The sequence below is a fragment of the Kitasatospora sp. NPDC087314 genome (genome assembly GCF_044744365.1).
Lineage (GTDB): Bacteria > Actinomycetota > Actinomycetes > Streptomycetales > Streptomycetaceae > Kitasatospora.
The window spans coordinates 167,233-190,882 of sequence record NZ_JBIUYE010000003.1 but is presented as its reverse complement, the minus strand read 5'-3'; the positions used below and the strand labels follow the sequence as shown (position 1 = coordinate 190,882).

General features: G+C 70.9%; 20 protein-coding genes. 14 read left to right on the top strand and 6 right to left on the bottom strand.

Annotation, left to right across the window (positions count from 1 at the left end):
• Positions 1-24 precede the first annotated feature (24 nt).
• Positions 25-4,629 (bottom strand): tetratricopeptide repeat protein, encoded by a 4,605-nt coding sequence (locus ACIO5E_RS07380; RefSeq protein ID WP_400664739.1) that lies wholly within the window; start codon positions 4,627-4,629, stop codon positions 25-27.
• A gap of 1,126 nt (positions 4,630-5,755) precedes the next feature.
• On the opposite strand from ACIO5E_RS07380, the gene ACIO5E_RS07375 reads away from it, so the two are divergent.
• Both ACIO5E_RS07375 and ACIO5E_RS07370 read left to right on the top strand, forming a co-directional pair.
• Positions 5,756-7,228 (top strand): hypothetical protein, encoded by a 1,473-nt coding sequence (locus ACIO5E_RS07375; protein WP_400664738.1) that lies wholly within the window; start codon positions 5,756-5,758, stop codon positions 7,226-7,228.
• A 67-nt stretch (positions 7,229-7,295) separates the two neighbouring features.
• Positions 7,296-7,814 (top strand): very short patch repair endonuclease, encoded by a 519-nt coding sequence (locus tag ACIO5E_RS07370; protein ID WP_400664736.1) that lies wholly within the window; start codon positions 7,296-7,298, stop codon positions 7,812-7,814.
• 756 nt (positions 7,815-8,570) lie between these two features.
• Here the strand turns inward: ACIO5E_RS07370 and ACIO5E_RS07365 are convergent.
• A complete protein-coding gene (locus ACIO5E_RS07365; protein WP_400664734.1) occupies positions 8,571-9,497 on the bottom strand; it encodes a LysR substrate-binding domain-containing protein in 927 nt (308 codons plus the stop codon).
• Positions 9,498-9,598: 101 nt separating this feature from the next.
• Between ACIO5E_RS07365 and ACIO5E_RS07360 the strand changes: the two genes are divergently transcribed.
• The 4 genes from ACIO5E_RS07360 to ACIO5E_RS07345 all read left to right on the top strand — a co-directional run bounded on the left by ACIO5E_RS07360 (position 9,599) and on the right by ACIO5E_RS07345 (position 11,334).
• Positions 9,599-10,324, top strand: a complete 726-nt coding sequence (locus tag ACIO5E_RS07360) for an SDR family oxidoreductase (RefSeq protein WP_400664733.1) — start codon at positions 9,599-9,601, stop codon at positions 10,322-10,324.
• Between the two features lie 14 nt (positions 10,325-10,338).
• Positions 10,339-10,479 (top strand): hypothetical protein, encoded by a 141-nt coding sequence (locus tag ACIO5E_RS07355; protein ID WP_400664731.1) that lies wholly within the window; start codon positions 10,339-10,341, stop codon positions 10,477-10,479.
• 35 nt (positions 10,480-10,514) lie between these two features.
• The gene (locus ACIO5E_RS07350) at positions 10,515-11,120 is read left to right on the top strand and encodes an ester cyclase (RefSeq protein WP_400664729.1); all 606 of its coding nucleotides are present in this window, start codon (positions 10,515-10,517) and stop codon (positions 11,118-11,120) included.
• Between the two features lie 76 nt (positions 11,121-11,196).
• Complete coding sequence (locus ACIO5E_RS07345) at positions 11,197-11,334, top strand: hypothetical protein (protein ID WP_400664728.1); 138 nt, start codon at positions 11,197-11,199, stop codon at positions 11,332-11,334.
• A gap of 167 nt (positions 11,335-11,501) precedes the next feature.
• Here the strand turns inward: ACIO5E_RS07345 and ACIO5E_RS07340 are convergent, their stop codons facing one another.
• The gene (locus ACIO5E_RS07340) at positions 11,502-12,617 is read right to left on the bottom strand and encodes a glycosyltransferase (RefSeq protein ID WP_400664726.1); all 1,116 of its coding nucleotides are present in this window, start codon (positions 12,615-12,617) and stop codon (positions 11,502-11,504) included.
• Positions 12,618-12,890: 273 nt separating this feature from the next.
• Positions 12,891-13,673 (bottom strand): alpha/beta fold hydrolase, encoded by a 783-nt coding sequence (locus tag ACIO5E_RS07335; protein ID WP_400664724.1) that lies wholly within the window; start codon positions 13,671-13,673, stop codon positions 12,891-12,893.
• A 311-nt stretch (positions 13,674-13,984) separates the two neighbouring features.
• On the opposite strand from ACIO5E_RS07335, the gene ACIO5E_RS07330 reads away from it, so the two are divergent.
• Positions 13,985-14,503, top strand: a complete 519-nt coding sequence (locus ACIO5E_RS07330) for a hypothetical protein (protein WP_400664722.1) — start codon at positions 13,985-13,987, stop codon at positions 14,501-14,503.
• Between the two features lie 604 nt (positions 14,504-15,107).
• Here the strand turns inward: ACIO5E_RS07330 and ACIO5E_RS07325 are convergent.
• A complete protein-coding gene (locus ACIO5E_RS07325; RefSeq protein ID WP_400664720.1) occupies positions 15,108-15,746 on the bottom strand; it encodes a response regulator in 639 nt (212 codons plus the stop codon).
• Positions 15,747-15,876: 130 nt separating this feature from the next.
• On the bottom strand, positions 15,877-17,289 hold the full coding sequence (locus ACIO5E_RS07320; protein ID WP_400664719.1) for a sensor histidine kinase: 1,413 nt from the start codon (positions 17,287-17,289) through the stop codon (positions 15,877-15,879).
• Between the two features lie 132 nt (positions 17,290-17,421).
• On the opposite strand from ACIO5E_RS07320, the gene ACIO5E_RS07315 reads away from it, so the two are divergent.
• The 7 genes from ACIO5E_RS07315 (at position 17,422) to ACIO5E_RS07285 (ending at position 23,599) form a co-directional block, all read left to right on the top strand.
• Positions 17,422-17,979, top strand: a complete 558-nt coding sequence (locus ACIO5E_RS07315) for a heme-binding protein (RefSeq protein WP_400664718.1) — start codon at positions 17,422-17,424, stop codon at positions 17,977-17,979.
• A gap of 70 nt (positions 17,980-18,049) precedes the next feature.
• Positions 18,050-18,466 (top strand): PPOX class F420-dependent oxidoreductase, encoded by a 417-nt coding sequence (locus ACIO5E_RS07310; protein WP_400665342.1) that lies wholly within the window; start codon positions 18,050-18,052, stop codon positions 18,464-18,466.
• 43 nt (positions 18,467-18,509) lie between these two features.
• On the top strand, positions 18,510-18,923 hold the full coding sequence (locus ACIO5E_RS07305) for a hypothetical protein (RefSeq protein WP_400664716.1): 414 nt from the start codon (positions 18,510-18,512) through the stop codon (positions 18,921-18,923).
• A gap of 65 nt (positions 18,924-18,988) precedes the next feature.
• Positions 18,989-19,873: an NAD(P)-dependent oxidoreductase gene (locus tag ACIO5E_RS07300; protein ID WP_400664714.1), complete on the top strand. Its 885-nt coding sequence runs from the start codon at positions 18,989-18,991 to the stop codon at positions 19,871-19,873.
• A 116-nt stretch (positions 19,874-19,989) separates the two neighbouring features.
• Entirely contained in the window at positions 19,990-20,568 is a 579-nt protein-coding gene (locus ACIO5E_RS07295) for an NAD(P)H-dependent oxidoreductase (protein WP_400664713.1), read from the top strand.
• A gap of 386 nt (positions 20,569-20,954) precedes the next feature.
• A complete protein-coding gene (locus ACIO5E_RS07290) occupies positions 20,955-22,157 on the top strand; it encodes an LPXTG cell wall anchor domain-containing protein (RefSeq protein ID WP_400664711.1) in 1,203 nt (400 codons plus the stop codon).
• 215 nt (positions 22,158-22,372) lie between these two features.
• Positions 22,373-23,599 carry a hypothetical protein gene (locus ACIO5E_RS07285; RefSeq protein ID WP_400664709.1) on the top strand — a complete coding sequence of 409 codons (1,227 nt, stop codon included), beginning with the start codon at positions 22,373-22,375 and terminating at the stop codon, positions 23,597-23,599.
• Positions 23,600-23,650 lie beyond the last annotated feature (51 nt).

Sequence of the window (23,650 nt, the reverse complement as noted above, 5' to 3'; positions counted from 1 at the left end):
GCTTGTGGGCGGTCCAGGACGGTGTCAAGCGCTGCTCCTGCCGCAGCAGTGCTTGAACTTGCGCCCGGTGCGCATCATGCACGGACAGGGCGCATTCCTTCGCGGGCGTGCCACGGACAACGGCACAGTGCCGCCGACTGTCTGGCCGGAATGCATCGCCTCCAGTAAGTAGGACACGTCATCTGCGGCCATTCCCTGGAGGTTTCGGCCGACCACGATGATTAGCTTTCCTCTGCGGGCGGCCCGGTACCAGTGGGGGAAGAAGTTGAGTGGCATGCCGCTCAACAAGTCCCCGGAAGGGCCGGAGACGGAGAGCCGGTTGCCCTCCAACCGCGCCTGTACATCACGGTCGTGTACTGGGGGGATGGTTCTGAGGTCCAGGACATCGCCATCGTCCAGGCCATCGAGAAAACCTCGGAGATCGGTGAACCCGGCGGCAAGATGGGTGTCCAGGACCAGGTCTTGGACGGGGCCATCGTTCACCGAGCCCCATCCGCCGTAGCAGTCAACGATGATTCCAGCCCTGTCACCGCCGAACAGGATGCACTCGACCTCGGAGGTCACCTTGGGTGCTTTGGGGGCTCTTCCGCTGAGCCGGATCACCTGGGAAGCGACGCATTGGGGGTGGGCAAGGCACACCACCACGTGGTCCGTGGCCGGGTGACGTAGCAACAGCAGTTCGGCGTCGCCAGTCTCGTCGATCGCCAGATTGCACGCGTCGCAGGTCTGTCGAGAGTTGGCAAGCCGAGCAAGCATTCGCGTGATGTCGCGGCCAGCCAGTTCACGCCGTACTGACGAGGCGATGTTGATGCGCCTCCCGTCCGGAGTAGTCGCTGGGTGCCCCAGGTTGTGATCGGCTGGGAACATGAGATTCTGGCCAGCTGGCTGGAGGCGCGTCCGGATGAATTCCAGAACTCGACGGTCTTGCAGCTTCTCGGCGCCGAGCAGGTCGGCGAGGGTGGGTTCCTCGGTGTCTGGGTCGTCGGTGGTGTGAAGACGGGCGAGCTCCAGCAGTGCTTCTCCAGCCCCCGACCAGCTTCCGATGCGTTGGTGGACGCCGAATGCCTCGCGCGCATGGCTCCGGGCGGAGTCGATCTGGCCGAGGGCCTTGCAGGAGCGAGCCAGGTTCATCAGACAGGGAGCCAGTAGAGTGTCGTCGTCGAGTTCCTCGATCAACGTTCTGGCTTGGGTGAACCTTTCGAGGGCCGATGGATGCTCGCCGGAATTGGCGCAATGCACACCCGAATTGACATGGATGGCCACCTCTAGGGAGCGCATTCCCAACTGCTGTGCCAACGGCAATAGACGGTTGAGCTCGGTAACGGCTTGATCCGGGTCTTCTCCGAACAAGAGGCACATGGCGGAGTGCGTCTTCGCAGTGAGCAGGACGTGAATGTCGTTCTGCGCCTCAGCGAGACTCTCGGCCTTGCGGTATTCACTGAGTGCCGCTTGCCACTCCCGGTTGCGGGCGTGCATGTTGGCGAGCGCCATTCTGGTGCGCAGGACGGCCGCGGCGTCGCCAGCGCGGGCGCACGCATCGAGCGCCCTTGTGGTCATGGTCATGGCCTCGGCATGGAGGCCCCGGCGCGAATAGAGGATCGCGAGCGCACGGGCCGCCTGGGCCTTGGTTGAGGGCGTGGCTTCATCGGAGGTGACGGAGGTGACCTGCTCCAGGATGCGGGCGCCTTCCTGCCACTGGCCTGAGACCAGGAGTGCTTCCCCCAAAGCGGCCTTCGCTTGAGCTTTGGCCTGTTTGTGCTCGGTTTCCTCCAGCAGGCCCATGGCTTCGGACAGTAGCGCCACGACCTGGCCGATTCGGCCTGCACACCAAAGAAGTTCGGCGTGCTTGTGCAGAGTCTGCGCCAGCACAACAGGGTTTCCGGTGTGTCGAGCCATGTCCTGGGCTTGCGCGAAGAGATCCTCTGCTTCGTCCAGATGCCCGATGCGCCCTCGATAGGACGCCAGGTAAGCCAGCGACTGGGACGCGTGTTCGTAATCGCCGATGCTGGTCGCCAAACGTGCACACTCGCCCAGGTGCGCGGCCGCCGTTTCCACCTCGGCCCGCTCGGCGGCTTGACTTCCCAAGCGGTAGAGCGCCCGCACTTGACCTTGGACGTCTCCGGTGTCCCGGTAGATCGCCAACGCCGCACCGAGAGGGTCCGCGGGAGCGGAGCCCGGTCGATCCTGCGGGGGCGTCTCGGCGAGTGCCATCAGGGCCGTTGCTTCCCAAGCCCGGCTTCCCACCGCGCGGGCTCGTTCGATGTCCTGAGCGGCCTGCTGCGCGGCCTCAGTCGTACGACCGCCAGCACGTAGCAGTGCGCCGAGGGCGCTGCGGTTCCACAGATCCGCAGCGGTGCCGAGCTTCAAGAGGTTGCGGCTGTTGCGCAGGTACTGCTCGGCCCTGCGCACTTGACCGACAGCGAGGTAGGCCTGGCCGAGGTTACCGAGAGCCTGGGCCAGTACGTCCCAGGACTCAGTGATGCGCCAGAACGGCAGTCCGTGGCGCAAGTAGGGGATTGCGTCACGGGCACGGCCGAGGTTGATGAGCAGGGAGGCCGTGGCCAGCTCTGCAAGGTGCATCAGGTAGGGGTCGCCGGCGTCGTGGGCGGTTTGGGCCGCCTGCTGGTACAACTCGGCGGCATGCTGGCTGTCACCGAGATGGGCGGAGGCCATGGCGAGGTTGTGCAAGGAAGTTGCCGCCCACTCATGGTTGTCGGACCCGGTGCCAGCTTCCAGGACACAACGGTAGACACGTTCGATGTCACCCCAGCGGCTGCCGTGCCACAGAGCGGCTGTGTAGTTGGCCGCTAGTGTGACGAGTGGGCCCCAGAGTTGGTGGTCCCGGGCAAGTTCGACAAGAGCGACCGCACCCGGCCGGTCCGCGTTCAGCCGCTGCAAGGCTTCCAGGTTGCTCGGCGCTGGGACAGTGGCTTCCTTGTCGGTGAAACCGATCGACCCCGTGGCCGACTCGGCTCGGGCAGCGGTCATCAGACAAGCATGTCGGATGGCACTTTCACGGCATTCCACTGTGGCGGAGCGCGACTTGAGACGGGCGAACCGATGCAGGATTTCGTGAAAGACGTAGCGTTCTTCGTCAACCTGCTCGATGAGGCTCAGCTCGAAGAGCTCGTCGAGGAGCCCTGCAACCGCGTCGATGCGAATGTCAGCGAGATCCTCTTCCGAGGCACGTGCAGCGGCGGCGACATCGACCGTGACGGACATGTGCGGCAGGATCCCGAGCACCGTGAACAGGTGTGCTTGATCTGGGTCAAGAGCAGCGAAGCTTCGCTCGATGACGGGCTCGATCGCGGTCTGGCCGGCCCGCAAGGCCCGCAGCCCGTGGTCAGGGCTCGCGATGTCCTGGATGAACCGGTCTGCGTCCACTTTAGGGCGCCTCGCGAGGTGAGCGGCCGCGATGTGCAGCGCGAGGGGGTGTCCACCACAGGCACGGGCGAGGTCCGACGCTTGCTCGTTGGTCAGCCGCGACGGCCCGGTCACGGTCTTCACGAGTGTCTCGCTGTGCTCGGTCAGCAAGGGACCGATTTCGACGCAGTGGACCAGCCCGGCAAGGCCGCTGAGTTTCGCCCTGCTCGTGCAGACAAGCGCGAATGGGCCGTCCATCTGCAGTACCTCCAACAACGCCTCCTCCGAGACGATGTCGTCCACCAACAGGAGGGCCCTGAGGTCGGCCAACGTCGCGCGCAGCAGCGCACGACGTTGGCTGCGACCCTCGGGGATCGGAACACCAACGGGCCGCAGGGTCTGGAGGAGCATTGACACCAGGTCGACCTCGGATCCCTCGCCGGCGGCCAGGGCCAGATCGAGGTGGTACTGCCCGTCGGGATAGCGCTCCTCCAGCACGTGCGCCAACCTGAGAGCCAGAGAACTCTTCCCGATGCCCGGCCCACCGGTGAACAACACGGAGCAGCTGCTCTCGGGACCGGGCGCGTCGAGGGCCGCCAGCGCATCCGCGAGCACTTCTTCGCGTCCGACCAGCGGCCGCAGCTCTCGCGGCAGTCCGTAGCCCCCAGGCGGTCCGGACGGTGCTCGGGACGCCTCAAACTCTTCGAGAAGCGTGTGCAGACGGGCTAGGACGTCTCCGGGCAGGACCGCGTCGGCATTGGCGTGGCGCACGTCCTCGTTGTTGTCGAGCAGTCGGCAGATCTTGTCGTGGTGCCAGACTTCCCACCCCTTGACCGGGAGGCCCAGCTGATCCACGCGGTCGCGCACCGCCGCATGGACGCGGTCGATGCCCCCGCTGCCCGGAACGGGGGACAGGACGACGTTGGTGGTGATCAGGAGGTAGTCCGGTAGGCGTCCCTTACGGACCCGGTTGGAAGCAGGATCGCCCCACGCGTCCAGCTCCGCTCTGATGTGCCCGATCAGCCAATCGGCGTCCTTACCCGTCCCTTCGGGGCGGCTGCGAAACTTGGCCTGCAGAACGCCGTAACCGGTCCACGGTGCGTCGGCGTTCGGGAAGTGCGTCAGCCCCTGGAAACTCGCTTCTCGTCCGCCGTCCGGCCCGTCGCCGAAGATCTCCACGGAGGCCCCGAGAGTCTTCAGGGCGAGCGCCTGGGACAGTTGCTCGAATCGCTGGGCGCCAAGGCCAGTCAGCGCATAGGACGTCATGCTGACCATGCTGAGACATGCCACTGACATTGAGGGCGAGGCAGCGCCGCCTCAGGGCATGACTCTGCGTCGATGACACGGTCATCGGGACCACAGGAAGGAGCGAGCCGAAGTGAGCTGGCAACTCATCATCAGATGGCCGAAGTTGGCAGAGCTCCGGTTTGCGAACCTTGCATGGCGAGCAGGATCGCTCCGTTCCCACATTGCCCGACCCGGCGAGAGGTGCTGCTTGAAGGCGTCACGTGGCAGGTCGCGTCCCAACAAGCCGGGCGCCCGGCAAGACGAGGATGCACTCCGCCGTGTTCTAGCGAAGACACCCGTTGAGCAGCGGACGCTTTCGGACGGCCGGGACACGGAAGCCGTGCTCGTCGGCATGGTGAACGAGTGGGCTGAGATACGTGGTGGCAAGGTCTGGTGCGCGACCACCGGTAGTCGATGGGCCCATGTGTCTGATGACTCATGGGTGATCGGCGATTCCCGCCCGCTCGGCGTAAGCACGGACATGTGCGCGGTCAGCAACCACGCGGCAGCACGGACGTTTGCCTCCGGATATCAGGGTCTGGTCCCCGGTAACGCACCACCGGTGACCTACTGGAGCGTCATCACGACTACGGAGGACGTCGTACCCGTCCTACTCGCCTTCCTCGACCGCGAGTTGACCGGAGCCATCGCGTGCCTCGACTGGTACCTCCAGACCCCGTGCGCCCCAAGACTCTGCTTGTACCACCCAGACGGAGATGGCGCCCCGTTCTGCGGCTCAACAAGCTGTGCGGATGCAGCCCCGGGGACCCCGTGTGATTGTGTGTGCGGAGGTGAGAACCACGGCATCGGCAGGGGAACGCTCCGTTCCCCACGCCCTGAGCCGCCCGATTGGTCCGCGGCTCCAGCGCCTGTGTGGCAACCGGGGTTGGGAACCGTTGAAGTGGATCCTTCGCACCGCCGGATCGCCGGACGCGGTCCCCATAGTAGGCACGGCACGCGTGTACGGGCCCCTTCAGCGGCGTGGACCAGTGCCGCAGAAGCCAGCTAGCAGACCCGGTAGCGGCCAATAACACCTCCCACCTGGCCTCGCTCGACTTCCTCAGAAGTCGTCCGCACCCGCTGGGGTCTCCGTACGGTGCGACACGTGAAGTTCTCACTGGCTCCTACCGCGATCCAAGCCGAGCTGTTGCGATGGATCGCCGCCAATCCTGGTGCCGCGGTCGAGTCGAGCAAGACGAACACCTTGTGGGCCCTCGAACAGCGGAAGCTGGTCGTGCAGAGGTTCTCCACGAGGGAGGGCCGCCAGGAGCAGACCGCAGCCATCACCGAGCAGGGGAAGTACTACCTGAAGCACGGACGGCACCCGGAGGAGGTCGAGCGTGAGGCCCAGCGCAATGCTCGTGATCCGGAAACGGCCAAGGACGCCCCGAGCGACGGAGTCGACCTGATTCGCCGGCTCGAAGCTGCCGGCGGGACCATCGTCGTTCCGGACCCGGGCGTCATGACGCGGGGTCGATGGAGCAGGGCGTTCTACCATGCGGTCAACAACGACCTCCTGTCACCAGGGCACAAGTTGAGGCTCACCGGCCGTGAGAAGGGCGACCTCAAGCTGCGGCTCGTCGACCCCGCGAAGGAGCCTCCACCGCCCCCGCCGGTGCCAGTTATCGAGGTGCCGGTCGATCTCGCGCGTGCGCACCACCTGATCACGGCTACGCGCAAGGCCCTGGGGCGACGCCAGACGGGGACGGCTGACACTCGTGGACAGCAGGGAGTCGTGCCGATCCGTGTCTCCATGCCGCTCGTGGACCGGGCCTTGCGGATCATGCAGGGCCTCTTCACCGAGGCCGAGCAGCGGGGCTACGCCGTGGAAGCGCGGCTGACAGAGGCATCCCGGAGGCGGGCCGAGCCAACGACCGCGGTCGTGATCATCGTGAAGGGGCATGCATTCCCCCTGGAGATCTGCGAACGCACTACCAAGCAACCTCATGAGCCGACGGCCAGGGAACTGCGCGACGCCGAGCGCGAGCCGGCGTGGATGCGCAAGCGCATTCCGAAGTACGACCACGTGCCAGACGGACGGCTCATGATCGACGCTCCTGGTCATGACCAGACCTACGGACACCGCTGGTACGACTGCTCGGACGGGACGCGCTGGACCCTCGAATCCCGCCTGGGCCATCTCCTCGCAGCCATCGAGGAGCGGGCAGAACGGGCCGAAGCAGAACGCATCCGGGCCGAGCAGGCAGAGCGGCTACGCCACCAGCGCTGGCTCGAAGCCGTTGACGAGGCTCACCAGAGGCTGATCCGCGACCGCAGGCTCAAGGCGCTGGAGCAGCAACTGGAGGCCCGACGCACGGCCAGCGAGATCCGCAGCCTCTGTGCCGCGGTACGCGAGAGCGCCACCGGTACGCCAACCGACGCGGCCATCGAGTGGCTCCGCTGGGCGGAAGCGCATGCCGACTCCATCGACCCGGTGATCGCTGGCGTGGCCCTGCCTCCCGACCCACCACCCAGCCGACAGGACCTTGCGCCGTACCTCGGCTCGCAGAACACCCACAACTACCCCTGGCCGTTCCCGAAGACCGCTGTCGAAGACCGGTCGACCGGAACGCCATGATGAGACGTGGGGCTCGCGGGCGACGAATCCGGAGTGACCATGACTCTGGATCGCGGTTGGTCAGCTCATGGGAGACACAGGCAGCCGGGCGGGCGTACCACCGCCGCGGGACGCAAATGCCCGTCGCGTGATGATGGCGCAGCGAAGCGTGAACACCCGGCCCGAACTCGCGCTGCGAGGCGCGCTGCACTCGTTGGGATTCCGGTACCGGGTGAACCTTCCCATTCCGAACAAACGGCGGCGTCGTGCGGACATCACGTTCGTGCGCTGGCGGACTGCGGTGTTCGTACAGGGGTGCTTCTGGCACGCGTGCCCCGAGCACGTGCACATGCCGAAGCACAACGCGGAGTGGTGGTGGAACAAGCTCCAGCACAACGTCCGTCGAGACGAGGACACCGACGCGCACCTCATCCGGTTGGGGTGGTTCCCCGTGCGGGTCTGGGAGCACGAGACCGTGGAGACTGCGGTGGCCAAGGTGGTCGAGGTGCTCGCACACCAGGGGCACCCTCGCGCCATGGGCATCCGAGCCCGGGGCGGCCAGGTGATCAGGAAAGACGAGCAAGTGTTCACGGGATACCTGAGGTAGGTGCCGTGTCCTGGAGCCTTCGGCCTCCTTGTCGTCCTTGCCCAGCCGGGGCCGTCCAACTGGCAGATGCTCTCGCAGGTCGTGGCACCATCGAAGTGCGGCGGGGAGAGCCGGGTGCCGACCTTCGCCCGGACGATCTCCGGTGCGTGCCAGATCTGTGCCAGAACGGGTGGAGAACGGCGGACAGCGGCGGTCTGCGTTGGCTGTCCGAAGAGCTGGTTATGCCGGTATCGGTGCAGGTCAGGAGCGCTTTTGGGCCCGAAGGCCCAAAGATTCCCAAGCTTAGAGCGCGAGTTCGATTCTCGTCGCCCGCTCCACGGTAAAGCCGCAGGCCAGAGGCCTGCGGCTTTACATTTGCCCAGACCGATCTTGAGCCCCGCAGTCACCGAAGGGGACCGGGTCGTATCAGTGTTCACGGCCGCGTAGTTCGCCGAGTTTGTCCTGCTGTGGGGTTGCCGCCATGATGTGGGCGACTTCGGTGCCAACGCTGCCGTCGAGCTTGGCGGCGAGCTGGCGCTGGCGGTGCAGTGCTGGTGGGCCATCGGGCGCGCAGCGAGGGTGTGGTCGGCGAGCTGGCGCCGCGCCAGGGCGCCCGTTCGGCCGGACTGACCCGGTGCAGCTGTACGAGGGCTGCCACCGGCCGACAATGACACCGAAGAACAGGTCCTACTGGCCGAGCACATCGTTGCCTGCCGTCGCACGCCCCCGAGCCCAAGGGGGTGGGGGCCCCGCAACCTCCACGGCGCTGCGCCGGCGTTACGGAGCGGAGTTCTGGGCTGCGGCGAGCGCCTGGATGTGGGCGGGGACGACGCAGGCCTGACGGGCGAGCAGGTCCGCGAACGTGGTGGTCAGCGGGTCCGGCCGGGTGCGGGTGTAGGCGGTGAGGGTGCGGCGGACCGGCGGGTCCGGCAGTCGCAGCAGGCCGTCGAAGTCCAACGGGACGATGTTGGCCGGGACCAGGGCCGGTCCGAGTCCGGCGGCGGCGAGCAGCGGCGCGGCCGAGGTCTGCTCGGCGTGGACGGCGGTTATGGGGGTGAAGCCTGCCTGGCGGCAGGCCTGGTCGAGCAGGTCGGCGAGCCCGTTGCCGGGGGCGTAGCGTACCCAGGCGTGATCGGCCAACGCGGCCAGCGCCAGCGGCCCCGGCGGTTCGCCCGCGAGCAGGTCGTCGCTCGGCAGCACGATGACGAACTCCTCGATGCCCAGGTCGCGGATCGGCCCCTCCCAGCCTGCCGGGGACGGGCCGATGGCGAGGTCGGCCTGGCCTGCTGCCATCTCGGCCTGCAGGTGGTCGGCGTGCGCGAATTCGCGTAGCCGGATCCGCACGCCCGGGTGCTGTCGGCGCCAGGCTCGCAGGACGGGCGGCAGGATGCCCAGGCTGACCGAGTAGACAGTGGCGACCTCCAGTTCGCCGCCCTCCAGCCCGGCCGCCCGCCGCGCCGCGGCGTGCAGGCGCTCGCTCTCGGCGAGCGCGGCTCGGGCGTGCGGCAGGACCGCGCGGCCCATCGGGGTGGGCCTGATTGCGCGCGGCAGACGCTCCAGCAGCGGACCGCCTAGTGAGCTCTCCAATGCCCGGATCTGGTGGGACAGGGCCGGCTGCGTCACGTGCAGCAGCTCGGCCGCCTGTGTGAAGGAGCCGGTGTCGACCACCGTGACCAGGTATTCGAGCTGCCTCAGCGTTGCCATGAACAGATTTTATCGTAACGAGAGAAAACAAGCCTTGGACTCATCAGTCAGTGCCGGGAGAGGGTCTGGACAAGCCCACCACCTCTCCCTGGGAGTTCGCCATGACAACCTCTGCTGATCTCACCGGGCAACGCCTGGTCGTCGTCGGTGCCGGTTCGCGCACCGGTCGCCTGCTGGCCCAGGCCGCCTCGGCGGCCGGCGCCGACCTGGTACTCGCCGGCCCTGACCCGCGCAAGCTCGAATGGACCGCCGGCGAGCTGGCCGGCCCGGCCGAGGTGGTCCCGGTCGACCTGGCCGACGAGGCTTCGATCGCCTCCCTCGCCAAGCGGGTCGGCCGCTTCGGCCACCTGGTGTCGACCGCCGCGATGCCCGCCAACGGTCCGCTGGCCGACCTCGAACTCGCCGACATCCAGCGGGCTTTCGCGGCCAAGGTGGTCGGCCCGCTGCTTCTCGCCAAGCACCTGGCCGGCCAGGTGCGCGAGGGCGGCTCGTTCACCTTCTTCTCCGGCGTGGCCGCCTGGCGCCCGGCCCCCGCGCGCACGGTGATGGCCACCACCAACGGCGCGTTGGCCTTCCTGGTCCAGGCGCTCGCGGTGGAGATCGCCCCGGTGCGGGTCAACGCCGTCTCCCCGGGCATCGTCGACACCGGCTCGTGGGACGGGCTCGGCGCCGACAAGGAGGCCTTCCTGCGCACCATCGCCGAGCGCAACCCGGCACGTCGGGTGGGCACCCCGGACGACCTGATCAAGGCCGTCCTTTACGCCATCGACAACCCCTACGTCACCGGCACCGTGCTGCACGTCGACGGCGGCGGCCGGCTCGCCTGACGGGAGGCGAACTGATGGATCCTCACCTGCGCGGCAAGGTCTTCCTCGTCACCGGAGCCTCCGCGGGGATCGGCGTGGCCACGGTACGGCTGCTCGCCCGCCAGATTACCGGCGCGGAGTGGGCCGTCGGCGGCGGCGCCCTGCAGCAGCTCTGACGCGTCATCACCTCATTCCTTCTAGGAGTACTTTCATGCGTTCCCGTACCCTGATCCGCGCCGTCGCGGTCGTTGCCTCGGCCGCCGGCCTGGCCGGCGGCACCGTCGCGATCGCCTCCGCCCACGACGACGGCACCCGCTCGTCGCATGCCTGGCCGCAGCGCCTGATCGACCGCTCGCCCGACCTGGTCCAGCCCAAGGCGCTGACCGTCGACCACTCCATCGGCGAGCGCCGAGCAGTCCAGGAGGTCCACCTGGCCCAGCAGCTCTACACCTTCTGGAACACCGGGCAGCAGAAGTACCTGGACGCCGCCGTCAGCCCGCAGTTCAAGGACAACACGCTGCCCACCGGCCGCCCGCAGGGTCCCGCCGGCCCGGTCTTCGCCTCGAAGAACTTCCGCGCCGCCGTGCCGGACCTGACCTGCGAGCTGTCCGACGTACTGGTCACCGGCGACAAGATCACCGCCCGGCTGGTCTTCCGCGGCCACTTCACCGGCACCTTCGACGGCATCCAGGGCAAGGGCCAGACGGTCGACTTCAACGCCATCGACATCCAGCACGTCGGCACTGACAAGATCATCGAGGACTGGCACATCGAGGACAACCAGACCCTGATGAGCCAGCTCGGCGTCACCGGTTGATGCCTGCCGTGCTGTACGCGCTCGCGCTGGCGGCCTTCGCCATCGGCACCACGGAGTTCGTGGCGCGATCGCGCTGATGTTCACCGGCCTCAGCACCGCCACCGTGCTCGGGGTGCCGGGCGGCACCCTGCTCGGCCAGCACCTCAGCTGGCGCGCACCGTTCCTGGCCGCCGTGTCCGATCTTGAAGCCGGAAGTGTCAACGTATCGCGGTGAGGCGAGGAACCTCGGCTGTACCTCGTCCGGACGAAGGCCCACGGAGCTGTGAGTCGGGCCGAGGGCCGAGGCGCTGCGGGGGAGTTGAGCAGAATCCACGCGAGGTCAGAGGGTGTGCGGAAAGCCGCAGGTTGGCGGCCTGCGGCTTCCTCGGGGTGGGGCGGGAGTCAGGAGGTGGCGAGGGCTTCGAGGGCGGGGACGAGGGCGGCCGGGGTCGGGAGGGCGGTGTTGGCGGCCTGGACGGAGCGGGCGGCGGCGTGCAGGTCGGGGTCGGTGAGGAGACGGTTCAGGGTGGCGGTGTCGACGGTGTCGGAGGTGGAGCGCAGGGCGGTGCCGGCGGCGGTGAGTGCGTCGGCGACGATGTAGTTGTCGGCGCCCTGGGGAAGCAGCAGTTGGGGCAGGCCGGCCTGGAGGGCGGTGAGGGTGGTGCCCGCGCCGCCGTGGTGGATGACGGCGTTCGTGCGCAGCACGAGTTCGGCGAGCGGGACCCAGGGCAGGGGGCGCACGTTGGCCGGGAGGGTGCCGAGCGGGGCGAGGTCCGCGTCGCCGACGGCGAGCAGGAACTCGGCGTCGACCTCGGCGGCGGATTCGACGAGGCGGGCCACGGCGCTGACACCGTCGAGGACGGAGACCACGGTGCCCAGGGTGATCAGGACCCGGGGGCGGTCGGTCGGGCGCAGGATCTCGGCGGGGACGAGGCCACCGCCGTTGTACGGGATGTAGCGGGCACGCAGGCCGTCCGGGTCGCCGCCGATCGGGCCGACGTTGAGCGCGGTGGACGGGGCCGGGCCGGCCACGCCGTACTTCTCGTAGACGTCGGCGAAGTTGGTGGCGAGAAGCTCGACCATGTCGCGCCCGGTCGGGATGCCGTAGTTCTGGAGCACCAGGGGGATCTTGAGCTTGGCCGCCACCAGCGGGGCCGCGGCCTGGAACGCGGCGTGCACGAGGAGGTCGGCGCCCCAGTCGGCGGCGACGTCCAGCAGGCCGTCCACGGTCGGCCGGGCGGCGTAGGAGAAGGCGCGGCCGGCCATGCCGAGGAGTTCGTCCTGGGACATGCCGTTGCCGCCGTAGCTCATCGGCCGGTCGCTGGACTCGGCGAAGAGGTCGCGCAGTTCGCGGCCGTCGCCGATCTCGACGACCGGGAACCCGGCGGGCAGCAGCGAGTCCAGCGGTCGCGAGCCGGCGAACAGGACCTCGTGGCCCGCGGCGTGCAGGGCCTGGGCGGTGGGCACCATCGGGAACAGGTGGCCGGCCGCGGCCGGGCCGGTGAAGAGTATGCGCATGGTCGTGTCTCCTTGCCGCGACGGATCGCGGCTGCCTTGCCGGAACGGCGGTGAAGCGAACATGGCAGTCTCACCCCTGAAACTGACGTCCAGTCAAATGGATATCGATCACAATGCGCGGTAATCGGCCTTTCTGGGCCGGGACTTGCCGCCGGGGTCGCCGTGTGCTCCACGCGGCCCGGGTGGCGGTGCTCGCCGGAAGTGCTCATGGCAGTGCTCATGCGGCGGTGCGCATGCGACAGTGCTCGCCAGGCGGTGGTCGCGGGCCGGCGTTCAGGCGGCGGCGAGGAAGTCCCGGACGGTCCTGGTGAAATTCGCGGTCTCCTCGGCGATCACGATGTGGCCGGTGTCGAACTCGGCGTACTCGCTGCCGGGCAGGGCGGCGTGCAGGCGGCGGGTGTTCTCCACCGGGATGGTGGCGTCCTGGGTGCAGCCGATCACCAGGGTGGGGGCCTGGACGCGGGGGAGCAGCGGGGCGAGGTCCAGGCTGAGGTCGAGGGCGATGTGCCGCAGGGTGCCGGGGGTCGGCTGCATGTAGGCGGCGTTGGCCTCGACGGCCTCGCGGCCGATCCGGTTGAGGAAGCCGCGGCTGAACGCGGTGAGGGTGGCGTAGCCGCCGAAGGCGGCGGGGTGGTCGGCGAGCGACAGCCAGGTGGCCATGGAGAGGCGCAGGTACTCGTCCTGTTCGGCGCCGATCCAGCCGGCGGCGGCGATCAGGCGGCGGACCTGGTCGGGGCGCAGGGCGGCGGCCGCGGTGGCGACGACGGCGCCGAGCGAGAAGCCGAGGATGTCGGCGGGGCCGCGGCCGGCGGCGTCGATGACGGCGTTGACCTGGGCGGCGAGGGTTTCCAGGGTGAGCACGGCGCCGTCGTCCTCGGCGGCCTCGCTGCCGGACAGGTCGGGCAGCAGCACCGTGTAGCGGTCGGTGAAGGCGTCCAGCAGGCCGTCCCACATGGCGGAGCCGGGGCCGGTGCCGTGGACCAGGACGAGGGTGTCGGGGCCGTCGCCGACGACGCGGTAGGGGATGCGGGCGGTGCCGACGGTGATGGTGGGCATGCGTGTGGGGCCTTTCCGGCTGGTCGGGTGGTCGGCGGGCGGTTCCCGTCGACGAGAAGTAAACTACACGGTGCAGATCGGTGATTCAACTGCACCGTGTAGTGCAATTAAGGGGGGCGCGAGGGGCGCACCAGAGGGGCGCGGGGGAGGGTGTGGGAACGGTGAGGGGCGGAACTGTCCATCCGTGTCCGCCGTCCAAGCAGTGACGGAATCCCTGCCCGGCCTGAACGCCGGGAGAAGCGCGGAGGGGCCCAGTGCAGCCAGGTGGTGCCGAACTCAACGTCGGACTCCCGAACGGAGGCCGAGGCGGTGTGCCGGTCGTGCCGCCCGCCCGGTGGCCCGGCCCCGCGGTGGCGGTCGATCAACTCGACGCCGCCGAGCGCTGCGAGACGCTTCTCCAGGACACCCTGGACGCCGTCCGGCCGGCGCCGGTCTGGCAGGGGGCGGCACCCGGGGCGGGTGCGCGGCTGCCGTTGCCGGGGCCGGATTCGGACGTGCTCTGGTACGTCACCCGGGGGCGGGACATCCTCACCATCGTCTCGGCGGTCCGCCGGAGGGCGCTGGTGGACGCGGTGGAGCGGCACTGGCGGCAGCGCGGCTGGACGATCACCTCGCTGAACGCCTGCCAGGACCGCCCCGGAGTCGCCGCCGTCACCCTGGACGGCTATCGACTGGCGCTGCGCTTCGGCGAGTTGGGCGAGGCCGGGCTGACCGCCGACTCGCCCGGAGTGGCCCGTTCGGAGCGGCTGCCGCCGCTGCAGGGCGCCGGCGGTCGCGGCCCCGCGCCGCTGCCGCACGTGTGCTGCCCGTACTGGAGCGCGATGGTCTAGCCGGTCCGGGCCGGGCCAGGGCCGACCCGGGGTGAAGGTTGGAAAGGGGAGGGGGAAGGGGAGGCGCGGAGCGAGTCCCCCCGGACTCGCTCCGCACCGCCTCGTCGCGCGGCTTCGGCGTTGCCGCTCCCCCCGACTCCCCGGCAGCCTCGCCGTTCCCCCCTGGCAGCACCCTCCGGCGAGAGCGGTCCGCACAGGCCCCGGCGAGCCCCCACCCCCGGGGACGTCGTTGGTATCACGCTAACAAACCGCGTGGTTGGTTTGTCAATAGCGGGATCCACGAAAAATCCACAAACGTGACGGTCGGTCCGGAAGGTCCCAGAAGGCGTCGGACCAGCGGATTGAGCACCGCTGGGCACTCGCCGACCGTACGGCGACCCGCACACCGGGCGACCGTACGGGCCGCGCGCTCGACATGGGCGGCGGTGGAATCCGACACTCCGATCATCATGGCAGCACGCAGTGACACCGCGCGAGCGCTGAGCGCAGCCGGCGGGCCGGTCGGCGGTCGAGCGGCTCGTCGGCGGGTGGTCGGGCCGGCTCGGGCGGGTCGCGGGTCGCGGGGCACGGGGCGGCCGGTGACGCGGCCGAAGGTGAGGTGCCGTCAGCGCAGCAGCCGGCGTTCCTTGGCCACCGCCACCGCGCCGGCCCGGGTGTCCACCCCCAACTTGTCGTAGATCCGGCCCAGATGGGTCTTCACGGTGGCCTCGCTGATGAACAGTGCCCGGGCGATCTCCCGGTTGCCCAGCCCCTGCGCCAGCTGCGCGAGGATGTCCTGCTCGCGCTCGGTGAGCTGCGGCGCGGGCGCCCGCATCTGCGCCATCACCCGGGAGGCGACCGGCGGCGAGAGCACCGTGCGGCCCCGCGCGGCGGCGTGCACGGCGGCGAACAACTCCTCCGGCTGCTCGGCCTTCAGCAGGTAGCCGGTGGCGCCCGCGGCGATCGCCCGGGTGATGTCGGCGTCAGTGTCGTAGGTGGTGAGCACCAGCACGTGCGGGCCGTCCGCGGTGGCGGTGATCCGGCGGGTGGCCTCCACGCCGTCGATGCCGTCGCCGAGTTGGAGGTCCATCAGCACCACCTGCGGGGCCAGCCGGGCGGCCAGCGCGACCGCCTCCTCGCCGGTGCTCGCCTCGCCGACCACCACGATGTCGCCCGCGCTGGCGAGCAGCGCCAGCAGCCCGGCGCGGACCACCGCGTGGTCGTCGCAGACCAGCAGCCGGACGGGGGAGCCGGCGGTGCTCATGCGCCCACCCCGCCGCGCCCGCTCGCTTCGCCGCGCCCGCCGCCACGGCGGCCGTCGGCCGACAGCGCCGCCACCGGGCGGCGGGAAGGGTCCACCGCCCGCCTGCCGAGGACGAGTTGGCTTCGTTCGCTCACTGGTGCTCCAGGGGGATCGCGGCGGAGACGACGGTGCCTTCGCCGGGGGTGCTCTCCACGGTCAGCGTGCCACCGAACTGCCGCAGCCGGGCGCGCATCGCCGGCAGCCCGTACCCGCGGCCGCCGGCCGCCCCGACCGCCCGCGGGTCGAAACCCCGTCCGTCGTCGGCGACGTCCAGGACGGCCTGGTCGCCGAGGAAGGACAGCGTGATCGCCGCGGCCGACGCCCCGGCGTGCTCCCGGACGTTGGCCAGCGCGCCCTGGGCGATCCGCAGCAGCGCGGACTGCGCGGCGGCGGGCAGCGGGACGGGCGTGCCGTCCAGGTGGAAGCGGACGGGCAGTCCGCTCTCGGCGGCCTCCCGCTCGGCGAGCGCGGCCAGCGCCCGGTCGAGCGGACGGCCGTCGGCCAGTTCGGCCGGCGCGAGGTCGTGGACGAAGCGGCGGGCCTCGGCCAGGTTGCGGGCCGCCACGTCAGCGGCGGTCCGGACGTGGGTGCGCGCGGTCGCCGGTTCGGTGTCCCAAGTGCGTTCGGCGGCCTGCAACAGCATCTGCTGGCTGGACAGTCCCTGTGCCAGGGTGTCGTGGATCTCCATGGCCAGCCGCTCGCGCTCCGCGAGGGTGCCCTCCCGCCGCTCGGTGGCGGCGAGTTCGCGCCGGGTGCGGACCAGGTCGGTGATCAGGGCGCGCTGCCGGGCGTCCTGCCGCGCCATGAACAGGAACACGCCGGTGGCGAGCGCGGCCACCGCGGGCGGCAGCAGGACGAGGGTGGCGTCCGCCCCGCCGGGGAGCCGGATCTCGGCGACCACCACCAGCAGCGTCAGGGCCGCCACCAGCGGGATCGCGGCCCGGGCGGGGAGCGTGCGCAGCGCCGTGTAGACCAGCGGGACGGCGCACCAGGCGAAGCTCGGCGCGAGCAGCACCAGCACCACCCAGAGCGCGACCACCACCGCCAGCGGCCACCGGCGCCGACGCGGGGCCCGACCATCGCGCCCGGGCCCGGGCGGGTGGCGGTGCGCGAGCCAGGAGCCGGCCGGCTGGGCGACGGCCAGCGCGGCGCTCAGCCCGATCACCCAGGGGGTCCAGGGGTTGCCGGCGTGGTGGGAGAGGTAGCGGCTGAGCGCGGCGGCGAGCAGCAGCAGGAAGGCGGAGTCGAGCAGCAGCGCCAGCCGGCCCGCGTCCGGGCCGTCACCACCAGGCTCGCTGTCGCGGCCGGCGGCGGGGCGGGACTGCTGCACGGGTGGCTCCTGGCTGGACGGGCGCTCGGGCTCCGGGCGGGCGCCCGGTGCCTGGACGGACGGTCGGTGCCGGGACGGACGCTCGGCGCACTGACCTGCACCGATCCCTCGATGGTGACCCGTCCGGCCCGGTCCCGCATCAGCCGATCGGTTGACGCCGGTGTCCTCCATCATGCCCGCGCGGTCGCGCCGGAGCGTCGATGTGGCCGGGCCGGTCGCGGCCGGAGGATCGAGGCAGAGCCGGACGGACCCCCCTGCCGCCCGGCGTCCCCGATCCCGTTCGCCGACCCGCTGAGGAGCTGGACCATGAAGAAGATCTCCGTGCGCACCCGGGTGCTGACGGGCACCCTCGCCGCCGCCGCGCTCGCCGCCACCGTGGGCGCCGTCTCGGCCAGCGCCGAGACCTCCGAGACCCCGGCCGCGCCCGCCGCGGTGAAGGTCGACACCCAGAACAAGAACCTCGCCCAGAGCACCGGCCTGACCATTGACGCCGCCACCCGCGCGGCCCAGGCCACCCTGGACGCGGCGGCCAAGGCGGGCCAGCACGTCTCGGTCGCGGTCGTCGACCGGGACGGCGTCACCCGGGTGCTGCTCAAGGGCGACGGCGCGGGCCCGCAGTCCCCGGAGTCGGCCCAGCGCAAGGCGTTCACGGCGGTCTCCTGGAACGCGCCGACCTCGGAGCTGACCAAGCGGCTGGCCCAGGCCCCGACCCTCAAGGACATCCCGGGCACGCTGTTCCTGGCCGGCGGCGCCCCGGTGCAGTCCAAGGGCGCCCCGGTCGCGGCGATCGGTGTCGCGGGCGCGCCCAGCGGCGACCTGGACGAGCAGTTCGCGCAGGCGGGCGTCGCCGCGCTGGCGAAGTGACCCCCGGCCGGTCGGTCCGTCCCCGATGCGCGGGGCGGACCGGCGGGCCAGGATGGGCGTCATGCCGACGATGACCGATGACCAGTGGCGGGCGTTCCTCACCGAGGGCACCCGCACCGCCAAGCTCGCCACCACCCGAGCCGACGGCCGCCCGCACGTCGCGCCGATCTGGTTCCTGCTGGACGGCGACGAGCTCGTCTTCAACACGGGCGCCGCCACCGTCAAGGGCCGCAACCTGGCCCGCGACGGCCGGGTGATGTTCTGCGTGGACGACGACCGGCCGCCCTTCTCGTACGTCCTCCTGCAGGGCACCGCCCGCCTGAGCGAGGACCTGGCCGAGGTGCGCGCCTGGGCCACCCGGATCGCCGCCCGGTACATGGGCGAGGACCTCGCGGGGCAGTACGGGGCCCGGAACGGCGTGCCGGGGGAACTGCTCGTTCGGGTGAAGATCGAGAAGGTCTCCGCAGAACACGGAGTGGCCCTCTGAAAAGCCGGTGCTGCTGTCAGTGGTGCATGGCAGGCTTCCCGCTATGACGGCGTGGACCCTCAACGACATCGAACGTGCGATCCGCTCCTCCTGGGGTGTCGACACCTGTGCGCCCGAGGATCTGGCCCACTGGCGTCCCGACAATCCCGCCCGCGGCCAGTGCGGGGTGACGGCGATGGTGGTGCACGACCTGCTCGGCGGCGAGCTGATGATGGGCGAGGTGCACGTCGGCGGGATCCGGACGGACCTGCACTGGTGGAACCGCTTCGCCACCGGCTTCGAGATCGACCTCACCCGCGAGCAGTTCGGGCCGGACGAACTGGTCAGCCCCGGTCGTCCGGTGGCCCGCCCGGCCCGCCCCGGCCGGCTCCAGGCCCAGTACGAGCTGCTGCGCCACCGGGTGGTCATCGAACTGGAGCGCGGCCGCGTCCGCCTGCCGGAGCGCGCCTGCGCGTGAAGGCGGCCCGCCCGCACCTGACGTACAGTCGGCCGCGGATGCGGTGACGGCGACGGGAGTGTGGGATGACCGGGACGACGGTCGGCTTCGTGGGGCTGGGTGCGATGGGGCAGGGCATGGCCGGCAGCCTGCTGCGGGCCGGCCACACCGTCCGGGTCTGGAACCGCTCGCCCGAGCCGGTGGCCGTCATGGCGGCCCAGGGCGCCGAGGCGGCCGGCACGCTCGCCGAGGTGTTCGCCGCCGACACGGTGGTCTCCATGCTCGCCAACGACGAGGCGGTCGAGCGGCTGCTGCTCGACCCCGCCCTGCTCTCCGGCGCCGCCGCGACCCTGCACGTCAACATGGCCAGCGTCTCGGTCGGGCTCGCCGAGCGCGCCGAGGCGGTGTACGCCGAGCACGGCATCGGCTACCTGGCCGCACCCGTGCTCGGCCGGCCCCCGGTCGCGGCGGCCGGCCGGTTGAACATCCTGGCCGCGGGCGCGCCGGAGCTGCTGGCCCGGGCGGAGCCGCTGTTCGCCGCGATGGGGGAGCGCACCTGGCACTTCGGTGCGAGCCCGCGGCAGGCCAACACCGCCAAGATCAGCACCAACTTCCTGCTGGCCTGCGCGATCGAGTCGATGGCGGAGGCGTGCAGCCTGGCCGAGGCCCACGGTGTCCGGCCGACCGACCTGGTCGAGATGCTCGCCGGCACGCTGTTCCCCGGGCCGGTCTACTCCGGGTACGGCGCGATGGTCGCCGAACGCCGCTACGAGCCGGCCGGGTTCAGGCTGCCGCTGGGCCTCAAGGACGTCGGCCTGGCCCTGGAGGCCGGGGCCGCGCGGAACGTCCCGCTGCCGTTCGGCGGCATCCTGCGGGACGCCTTCCTGGACGCGCTGGCCCACGGCGACGCCGACAAGGACTGGGCGGCCGTCGCGGCCGTCGCCCGCCGCCGGGCCGGCCTGCCCGACTAGGGCCTGTCCGACTAGGCCTGTCCGGCCCCAGCGGACTCCGGGGCCCCGGCCCGGAATAACCGGGGCGCAAGGCGTGCTCGCACCTCCGATCGCACCACCAGACCGGGGGAGTACGGATGGCCGACCAGCATGCCGGCGCCGACGCGCCGCGCAGCTTCCTGTTCCTCAACGCCAGTTCGCGTGCCGACGGCAACTCCGAGCAGCTCGCCCGGCTGGCCGCCGCGGCGAGCCTGCCGGCCGGGGCACAGCAGCGCTGGCTGCGGCTGAGCGAGCACCCGCTGCCGCCCTTCGAGGATCTGCGACACACCGGGGACGGCCGCTACCCCGAGCCGGTCGGTCACGAACGGACGCTGCTGGACGCCACGTTGGCGGCCACCGACCTGGTCTTCGTCGCACCGCTGTACTGGTACTCGCTGCCGACCAGCGCGAAGCTCTACCTCGACCACTGGTCGGCCTGGCTCCGGCTGCCCGGGGCGGACTTCCGCGCCCGGATGCGCGGCGGCACGATCTGGGGTGTCACCGCCCTCGCCACCGAGGACGACAAGGCCGAGCCGCTGATCGGTACGCTCCGGCTGACGGCCGAGTACCTGGGGATGCGGTGGGGCGGCGCGCTGCTCGGCAACGGCACCCGCCCGGGCGACGTGCTGCGCGACGAGCGGGCGCTGATCGCCGCCAAGTCCTTCTTCACGGACTGAGCGCGCGCTTCTTCGCGGTCTGCGCACGAGAACACTCCGACCGGCGTGCGCGGGACGTTCAGGCGGTCGACCGCAGGGCGTTCGCCGGACGTTCACACGACCGATCGCTTCCAGCCACACCGGGCCGTGCGATACGGCCGTCCGGGCGTGTACCCGTCACCCTCCGGTCATCTTTCGGTAAAGAGCAAAAGCCTTATCGACGGACGGAGTTGGGCGATTCGGGCACCCATGTCCCATGAGCGGACCGTCGTGTGACACCCGCCTTCCGGAGTGGCCGGATCTTTCGGTAATCTCCGTCGGACTTTCAAGCTTCGCGGGGGTTCACGGCGTCCACGGCCGCCCCACCGCGCCCCGGGCCTCGCCCGGACTCTTCCGTGAGGTCTCCCTTGTCCATACGTCGCAGTCTTGCCCTTGCCGGCGCCGCCGCGCTCACGTCCTCGCTCGTGCTGTCCGGCGCCCAGGGCGCCATGGCCGTCGGCACCACCGGCGCTCCGTCCGCCGCCGCCCAGCAGGCCGGGAAGGGCTCCCACCAGAGCCTCGACCTCTCGGTGAACGGGGTGCCCGGCACCTTCATCGCCGGCGGCGACGCCCGCGACTTCACCTTCGAGATCGACAACTCGACGAAGCACGACTTCATCTTCCTGCCGCTGCTGAAGTTCAAGAACAAGGCCGACTCGCTCAGGGCGAAGGACCTCAAGGTCCAGTACCAGCTGCCGGGCGGCCAGTGGCAGGCCGGCTCGGTCGCCCCCGACGGCAGCGAGGACAAGGACAAGTCCGTCCTCACCCTGCTCGGCGCCCTCGGTCCGGACGGCAACCCCACCGGCGACGACCTGCTCGTCGTGAACCGCGGCAAGAGCTTCTCGATCAAGGTCCGGGTCTCCTTCACCTCGGAGGCACCGCTCGGCCGGGCGGGCGTCGTCCCGGTGGTGTTCTCCGCCGAGCTCGACGACGACACCCATGAGCCGGTCGACCAGGGCCGCCTCAGCTGCGACGGCGTCCGCGGCGCGGGCTTCGTGATCAAGGCCGGCGGTGGCGGCAAGCCGAGCCCGACCGTCAGCCCGACCCACACCGGCAAGCCCAGCCCGACCGCGAGCACCTCGCCCACGGCCAGCCACTCGCCGACGGCCTCCACCTCGCCCACGGCCACCCACTCGCCGACCGCGAGCACCTCGCCCAGCGCGAGCACCTCGCCGACGGCCACCGCCACCGCCACCGCGACGGCCACCACCACCCCGAGCACCGAGCCGACCACGCCGTCGACCTCGGCCCCGGCGACCACCCCGGCCACCGGCGCGCCGTCCGCCTCCGCCTCCGCCTCGACCACCGCTCCGGCCCCGGGCGACGGCAACGGCGACACGGCCGGCCCGATCGACTTCCCGGTGACCGTCCCGACCCTCCCCACCCCGCCGCTCACCCCGGCCGTGGTGGCCAAGGCCAAGGCCGCCGCCGACAGCGGCGACAAGGCCCTGGCCCAGACCGGTGGCGGTGACGACACGACCGCCATCGCCGCCGCCGGCGGCGCCGTGCTGCTGGCCGGTGTCGGCACCCTCGTGGTGCTGCGCCGCCGCAAGTCGGCCCAGCAGGGCTGATCGCGGTCCAGGGCCTGTCTCACAGTTCCCGCCGCGCGCTGATGTGACGCGAATTGTGAGACAAGCCCCACTGCCACACCGGGGCGGTACCGCCTGAATACCGTCCGCGTCGCCCGGCCGTCCGTCCCACGGACTTCCGGGCGGCGCGGACGGTACACCTCCGTCACATAGGATGTCCGGCCGGAGGGGGGCGGAACCGGCGGGGAGAGGGACAGGTGCGGGGATCACGCACGGCACGGGCTGCCACCGACTACGAGGCGGCGACCGGGCGGATCGCGGGACTGCCGCTGCGCAGACACCACGTTCTGCTGGTCGCCTGGACGGTGCTCTGGTTCTTCCTGGTCGAGCCCAGCGGCGGCTTCTCCTGGCACTACCTGCGCCAGGGTGAGCAGCTGCTCTTCAGCGGCCAGCCGGACGGCGGGCTGGCGATCTACGCCCACCACCCGGAGCTGCAGATCGGTCCGGTCAGCCTGGCCGCGGCCCGGCTCACCGCCCCGTTCTCGCCGCACGTCGGCCAGCTGATCGCCGAGGCGGCGATGTCCGGGCTCGGCCTGGTGATGCTGGTCCTGATCGGTCGCACCGCCGCCCTGTACTACCTGGGCACCGGCACCAATCACCGCCGGCTCCAGCAGCGCCTGCTGATCGCCGGGCTGGCGTTCATCCCGATGTGGGTCGAGGTCTCGGTCCGCTTCGCGCACCTGGACGACGTCCTGGCGCTGTTCTTCACCACCCTCGCCGCGCACGCCCTCGCCCGCGGCAAGCCCACCATGGTCGGCGTCTACCTGGCACTGGCGGTCGATTCCAAGCCCTGGGCGATCGCCTTCGCGCCGCTGATCCTGGCGCTGCCCAGGCCCGCCTGGCTGCGCACCGCGATCTGGTTCGTCGGGCTGGTGGCGATCGCCTGGCTGCCGTTCTACCTGGGCAACCTGGACACCCTGGCCGCGGCCAAGTTCACCATCCCGAACCAGCCGGCCTCCGCACTGCGCTGGTTCGGGGTCACCGACCCGGCCACCCCCTGGTGGGACCGCCCGACCCAGTTCGCCCTCGGCATCGGCCTCGGCGCCATCGCCGTCTGGCGCGGCCGCTGGCCGGCCGTGGTGCTGCTCGGCGCGGACGCCCGGATCCTGCTCGACCCGAGCGTCTACACCTACTACACCGCCTCGATCCTGCTCGGCACCCTGCTCTGGGACGCGGTCGGGCAGAAGCGGCTGGTCCCGTGGTGGAGCTGGATAGCGCTGGCCGCGCTGTACGGCGGGACGCTGCTCATCCCGTCCGATTCGGCCCGCGGCCTCGTTCGGCTGGCCTTCGTCGTGGTCTCCGCCGCGTACGTGCTGTTCTGGCCCACCCAGCGGACCCGCCGCCCGCGGCCCCCGGCGGACGGCGAGGGGCGGCGCCGCCCCTCGCGGCGGCGCGAGCGCGTCCTGGCCGACACCGGGGCCTGACCCGTCCGGGCCCGGCCTCCAAGGCGGCCCCGGCCGACCGTGCGACGACGG